This is a genomic window from Marivita sp., assembly GCF_020055635.1.
Classification (GTDB): Bacteria; Pseudomonadota; Alphaproteobacteria; order Rhodobacterales; family Rhodobacteraceae; genus Marivita.
This window is the reverse complement of sequence record NZ_JAIPUT010000147.1, coordinates 1-3,445: the sequence shown is the minus strand read 5'-3', so window position 1 is coordinate 3,445 and position 3,445 is coordinate 1. Positions and strand designations below refer to the sequence as shown.

The following is a 3,445-nucleotide window of genomic DNA, read 5'->3' as shown; positions in this document are numbered from 1 at the left end:
CGATCTTGCGCCTGCGCGCTGTCCGGCCGCCAGCTTCTCTGAGCTTGCTCGCACCGAGCTGGCCATTGAAACGGTCTCGCCGCTGGTGCCGGTCGGGCTGGACCGCTCGCGAGATCGCGCGATCGCGGGACGCAAGAAACCGTTCGGAGAACCGGCTCCAGTCCAGCGGTGAATCGCGCAAAAACGGCAACGGTCCGATCGGCACGTTCGGCAGCAGATGTGCGATCGCCGGATGTCGGTTCTGGGCGCAAACAAGCTTGTTGAACGCATTGATCGCATTTCGGAATGACGCGGCCTTGTCCGCACGACAGCTCGCAAGCGCCTGATACGCGGTCTCGGTCGTCAACTCAGATGGGTGGACGGACCGGCACCGGTTGCGCAGGTTTGTCATCGACATCGAAAACATGTTTGGCAGGATAAGCGCGCCCTGGTCATCGACCGTATTCTCGACGTCCGTGGCGTATTGCACGATCTGATCCCACGCCCGGCTTTCGTCCGCGACAATCACGGGCACAGCGACATGTGCGTGCGCCCGCCGGATAATGGCGGCGATCTTCTTGACCCAGGTTTCGAAGGCCTCTTCCTGGTCGCCGGGTGTCAGACCGCGGAATGCGCCGGCCCAGATGATCGATCGAGACGCTTGATACCAGGCATTCTCATCCGCCGGCAGTTGTGACAGTTTCTTGCCCGTCAGCTTTTCCACTTTGCCAAGCGCGGCCGCGAGCGTCTTCGCAGAGGCCTTCGAATAGATCGCCGGCAGCACGAGCCGGACGTCTTTCAGTGTCTTCAGACCGATCGGGTGTTCACTGCTCATCTTTCATTACCTTTCCTTGGTGTTCATTCGTCCGCGGGGCCGTTCATTCATCAAAAATGAACGGTACGGGGGGCGAAGTTTGGCCCATAAACCTCGCCCCCCGGTTCATTCATTTCCGGTTTTCCGGCTGTTTTTCAGGGATTTGCGGTTCACGAAGCGGCGGTTTTGCCAGGCCTCGAGCTCGGCCGGCACAAACCGGAACGCCCGCCCGATCCGGCGTGTCGGCAGGTTACCGGCGCGGGCTGCCGTCAAGATGTACGACGGTTTGACCGAACATAGCCGGGCTGCCTGGTGTTCGGTCAGCAGGTCCGACTTGTAAGCCTCGAGCATGCCGGCAGGCGGCTGCCCGCCCTCGAAGTCGAATACCGCAGACCACGTGTATCGCAGTTTGCACCCGTCGCTCACGGGGGTCAGCAACCCGCGCTTCTCGTGGCGCCAAAAAAACGCTTCGCTGCCATGCTGCCATCGCCGGATCAGGTAGTCCCGGTCGACAAGATCGGGGGTGATTTCTCTGGTGAGGTCCTGCGGGTCTGATCCGGCCATTGTCTCTGTCTCGCTGCAACAGAGAGGACAAAGGGAACATCGGCGGCGTTTCAAAATTCCGGGCGCATTTATCTGGCTGAGCCGCGACACGCCATCGCGCCATGGCAAGCCCACGCCCGAGCCCGAGACGATTTTCAAAAAATGATCGGTGTGCCGGCAAATCGCTTTTTTTGGATTTTGGTCGCACCAATCTGCTGATTGTGACGCGCACAGCCGTGCGGCTCACACCGTCAACCCAGAGCAGCACAGCGCGAATGACGACCGTCAGAAACGCTGTGGGCTCTGGATACCCCCATCGCCCGCACATATCGGGCTAAAAAAGAGGCCATCATGGTTCAGCTGAATACCTTTACGTTCCCCGACACTCCGGCTCCGGAGGACACGTTTCTGGACCTGGTCCTTTCCGCTCTCCGGGAAAAGGGACTGATCCCGGACATACCTCCAGACCTGGGGTTGCCCACCTATATCAGCCCCGCAAACCTGGAAGCGCTTGTCTGCGTGAAAGAAGACGGTGGCTGGAATTACTATCTGCACTTCCGGGACGTGCCCGCCGGCGCCGCAAATTGCATCGGCATGCCGGAGGCATATCTACGTGGATCAGCCGTCGAGGCGTTCCTCGAAGGTGCCGCCGCAGTGTGTCGGATCGTCACCGGAAAGCCAGACCTGCCGTTTTTCGCGGCGGGCAACCGTCTCATGTTCACAAGCTACAAGCCCGCCGCCAAAGCTGACGCGCTTGAGACAGCCTTGGCGTCTTGCTTTGGACGCTGAGTTTGAAAGATGACCCGCAGTTTCATCTGCGGGCTTCGGGCGAACCGATCTCGACGGGATCACTGCCGGGCACCAGGCCCGGCAGCGATGTCTTGATGTGGGAGGTTGCGTACCAGGCACCCGGAGGTCCGGGTGCCGGTCAAGGGTTCGCCCGACTATGCCGGACCCGTGGGCAACGGCCGTCGCATTATCAACGGCCCACCGTTTGGCGAGACGGACACGACCATCAACTCGTTCCCGAGAACGATCCGTTCCTTATCGGGCGGCTCGGGGACGTATGGCGCGCCGGCCTCTTCGTAGCAGCGAAGCAGAGGCAAACATGGCCGGCGCGCCCAATGCCGGGGGGTCTCCCGGCACCTGGGACCCGTCGGTCCCTCAAGGAACGGCGCCCGAAGGCGCCGCCGGGTCAGTTGTGCTGGATCATCCAGAGGCTCTCGCGGATCGCTTCGGCGAACTCGACAGCGTTTCGAGCGGCGTCGTAGAGCCGGTCGATCGGCGGCAGGGCGGCTTGCAGCGCCTCGGCATTTGGACTGAGCGTCTTGTGCGTCTCGACAGCCGCCGCGCATCCGATCAGCCGCTCGCGCGGAATTGCGACTTGCTCTGTGGATGTTCCGTCTTCGATTGCCTGCCGGATCTCCGCCCGCGCGGCATCAACGAGGAATAGGAGGATGGCGTGCAGGGGTCTCTCTTCGTCGAGATGGTCCATCAGCTCATCAACGGCGTCTCCGGTCACGGAGCAATCGAGATGGGGCATGACCTCCGATGCCAGAAAATCACGCATGCCCCGGCGAAAATCCAGCGCCATAAGGGTCAGGGCCACCTGTTGTTCCAACAGGCTTGGTGTCACGAGGCCGTTCATGCCTGCACCGCCTTCCGCGTCGAGATGGTTCGTCGCGGCGCCCGCTGTTCCACCGTGAAATCGCGATCGCGGACATCGGCAGGCGTTATTGCATCGATCGGCATACGATGGCGCAACCGCGCTGCACCACCGGATCAGCGGAAGGATTAATGGGAGAAGACCGGTTGATCGGCGGCGCATCGGTCCACCAGGCCGCATGCTGAGCGCCGGGTCCAAGCGCCGTCATTACGGCGTCGCGGCAAAAGTCCACGAACAAGAGCAGGAGGAAGTAGCGCTTCATGTCCGTCTCGCCGGACCCGACCGGTTGGAGGAGCGTGCGCGTGGGGACGTACCACACTTGGATATCGAGGATCCTCAGCCGCGGCGCTGCCGCGAGGCTGGGCGGAACGAGGATGCTCGTGGCGAGCCACGAGCCGTCCCGGCCGTTGAAGCGAAGCTCGACCACACCACCGGGCCGGTGT

General features: G+C 62.1%; 5 protein-coding genes. 1 reads left to right on the top strand and 4 read right to left on the bottom strand.

Annotated elements, in window-relative coordinates:
• Window positions 1-814: hypothetical protein (locus LCF60_RS23830; protein ID WP_292295020.1), on the bottom strand; the 814-nt coding region annotated here is incomplete at its 3' end.
• Between the two features lie 105 nt (window positions 815-919).
• Window positions 920-1,357, bottom strand: a complete 438-nt coding sequence (locus LCF60_RS23825) for a helix-turn-helix domain-containing protein (RefSeq protein WP_292295019.1) — start codon at window positions 1,355-1,357, stop codon at window positions 920-922.
• A 330-nt stretch (window positions 1,358-1,687) separates the two neighbouring features.
• Between LCF60_RS23825 and LCF60_RS23820 the strand changes: the two genes are divergently transcribed.
• Window positions 1,688-2,125 carry a hypothetical protein gene (locus LCF60_RS23820; protein ID WP_292295018.1) on the top strand — a complete coding sequence of 146 codons (438 nt, stop codon included), beginning with the start codon at window positions 1,688-1,690 and terminating at the stop codon, window positions 2,123-2,125.
• A 406-nt stretch (window positions 2,126-2,531) separates the two neighbouring features.
• Here the strand turns inward: LCF60_RS23820 and LCF60_RS23815 are convergent, their stop codons facing one another.
• Together LCF60_RS23815 and LCF60_RS23810 are read right to left on the bottom strand one after the other, a co-directional pair.
• Entirely contained in the window at window positions 2,532-2,984 is a 453-nt protein-coding gene (locus tag LCF60_RS23815; RefSeq protein WP_292295017.1) for a hypothetical protein, read from the bottom strand.
• Window positions 2,985-3,069: 85 nt separating this feature from the next.
• A partial coding sequence (locus LCF60_RS23810) for a hypothetical protein (RefSeq protein WP_292295016.1) occupies window positions 3,070-3,445 on the bottom strand: 376 nt, incomplete at its 5' end.